This is a genomic window from Tissierellales bacterium (genome assembly GCA_035301805.1).
In the GTDB taxonomy this organism is placed as follows: Bacteria; Bacillota; Clostridia; order Tissierellales; family DATGTQ01; genus DATGTQ01.
In genome coordinates, this window is record DATGTQ010000093.1 from 1 (window position 1) to 2,272 (window position 2,272).

Here is a 2,272-nt window from a genome sequence, read left to right on the forward strand (position 1 = left end):
TGGAAGACTAGCACCTAAATCTAGGGCAGACTATGTCTTTGTCCAACATATGATCCACAATCTATCAGACAATGGAACTATGGCAGTAGTATTGCCTCATGGAGTCCTATTTAGAGGGGGAGCAGAAGGAGTTATTAGAGAGCATTTAATTAAGGATAAAAACTATCTAGATGCAGTAATAGGTCTACCAGAAAATCTATTTTACGGAACAGGAATTCCAACAGTTATACTAGTATACAAGAAATGTAGACAAATAGATGATAGTGTACTATTTATAGATGGATCTAAAGGATTTACTAAGATAGGAAATAAAAATGTCCTAAGACCTAAAGATATAGATAAGATAATAAAAACATATGAAGATCGCCAAGAAATAGATAAGTACTCTCATAATGCCCCATTAGAAGAAATAGAAGAAAATGACTACAACCTAAATATCCCAAGATATGTAGACACATTCGAACCAGAACCAAGAGTAGACATAGGAGAAGTAAAAGAAAGACTAACAGAAATAGACAAAGAAATGGAAGAAATAGATAGAGAGATAAACAACTACCTAGAAGAACTAGGACTATAAGGGGTGAAAGTAGTGACAGAAAAACTAATACCAGAACTAAGATTTCCAGGGTTTTCTGGAGAATGGGAAGAGAAAAAGCTGGGGGACGTGTCTTATGATTATTCATATGGTATGAATAGTGCAGCTGATAAATTTGATGGTATAAATAAATATATAAGAATCACTGATATAGATGAAAAAACAAATAATTATAATCAAAGCGACCTAGTATCACCAAAGAATAAAATAGAAGATAAATATTTATTGGATGTTGGTGATCTCTTATTTGCAAGGACTGGTGCAAGTGTAGGAAAATCCTATTACTATAAAAATGAGGATGGTAAAGTTTATTATGCAGGTTTTTTAATTAGGTTTAGGATTAAAAAAGAATTTGATTATAGATTTATTTTTTATAATACTTTAACAAGTAGTTATAGTAACTGGGTCAAGATTATGTCTGTAAGATCAGGTCAACCTGGAATCAATGCTAAAGAATATTCTAGTATGAATATTGCGATACCATCATTAGAAGAACAGAAGAAAATAGCTAACTTTTTTCATTCCATAGATAAAAAACTTCAATTACAAAAAAAGAAAATAGGTAAGCTTAAAGAATATAAAAAGAGTATGATGCAAAGAATATTTAGCCAGGAAATAAGATTTAAAGATGAAAATGGTAATGATTATCCTGAATGGGAAGAGAAAAAAATAGGGGACGTATTAATTGAGGTTAACAACAAAAGTTCTAATTGTAATTTAAGAGTACTGTCATCAACAATTGATGGGGTATATTATCAAGATAAATACTTTAAAAATAGAATTGCTAGTTCAGATACATCCAATTATAAAATCTTAAAAATAAATCAAATTGTGTTTAGTCCACAAAATATTTGGATGGGAAATATTAATTTTAATGATTCTATAGATATAGGTATTGTTTCTCCTTCATATAAGATTTTAGAAGTGAATGGGGAATTTGATAAGCTTTTTATAAAATATTTAATTAAGACTCCAAGATTAATATATGAATATAAGAATTCTTCTGAACAAGGGGCTAGTGTAGTAAGAAGGAATCTGAATATGAAATTATTTAATAATATTAAAGTAGAAATTCCATTAAAAGAAGAACAAACAAAAATAGCAAACTTTCTATCCTCAATAGATAAAAAAATATCCCTAGAAGAAGGAAAACTACAAATGCAAGAAGAATATAAAAGAGGTCTAATGCAAAGAATGTTCATATAATATATATAGGAGGGGTATCTATGAGCTTTTACTTTAATTTAATTATAGGTCTAGGAATAAATATTCTTTTATCAATGGAGATGAGAAGAAATAAAAAGCAAATAGATCTATTAAAAGAGCTGCCTAAAGTAGATCATCCTTTTAATATATATATAAACTTGATCTGATCTCCTATATAGGTCTGATTATCGGTATTATTGTAAGTCTTATATTAATAGAAGTATTTAATAAGGAAGTATTAGGCTTTTCCTTATTTCTTCTACTGGCAGTATTTGCTCTAGTAGTAAAACTTTTTGGTGAAATACCTACTGTCGATGATAATAGGTATAAGATCCAGGTAAAACAAAGAGCAATCGGTGGTAGACAAATAGGATTTGATGTATTTGGAACTAGAATAGGTAAATATGAAAGTGGGATTATAGTCTACCATTATCCAATAGAAAGAGATACTATAAAAATAGTGAAAGAAAC

General features: G+C 29.1%; 3 protein-coding genes. All 3 read left to right on the forward strand.

The genetic code is table 11. From position 1 onward, the window contains the following. A partial coding sequence (locus VK071_04300) for an N-6 DNA methylase (GenBank protein ID HLR34534.1) occupies positions 1–577 on the forward strand: 577 nt, incomplete at its 5' end. Positions 578–589: 12 nt separating this feature from the next. Continuing rightward, positions 590–1,801: a restriction endonuclease subunit S gene (locus VK071_04305; GenBank protein ID HLR34535.1), complete on the forward strand. Its 1,212-nt coding sequence runs from the start codon at positions 590–592 to the stop codon at positions 1,799–1,801. Between the two features lie 20 nt (positions 1,802–1,821). Further along, entirely contained in the window at positions 1,822–1,968 is a 147-nt protein-coding gene (locus VK071_04310) for a hypothetical protein (GenBank protein ID HLR34536.1), read from the forward strand. The last annotated feature ends 304 nt before the right edge of the window (positions 1,969–2,272 follow it).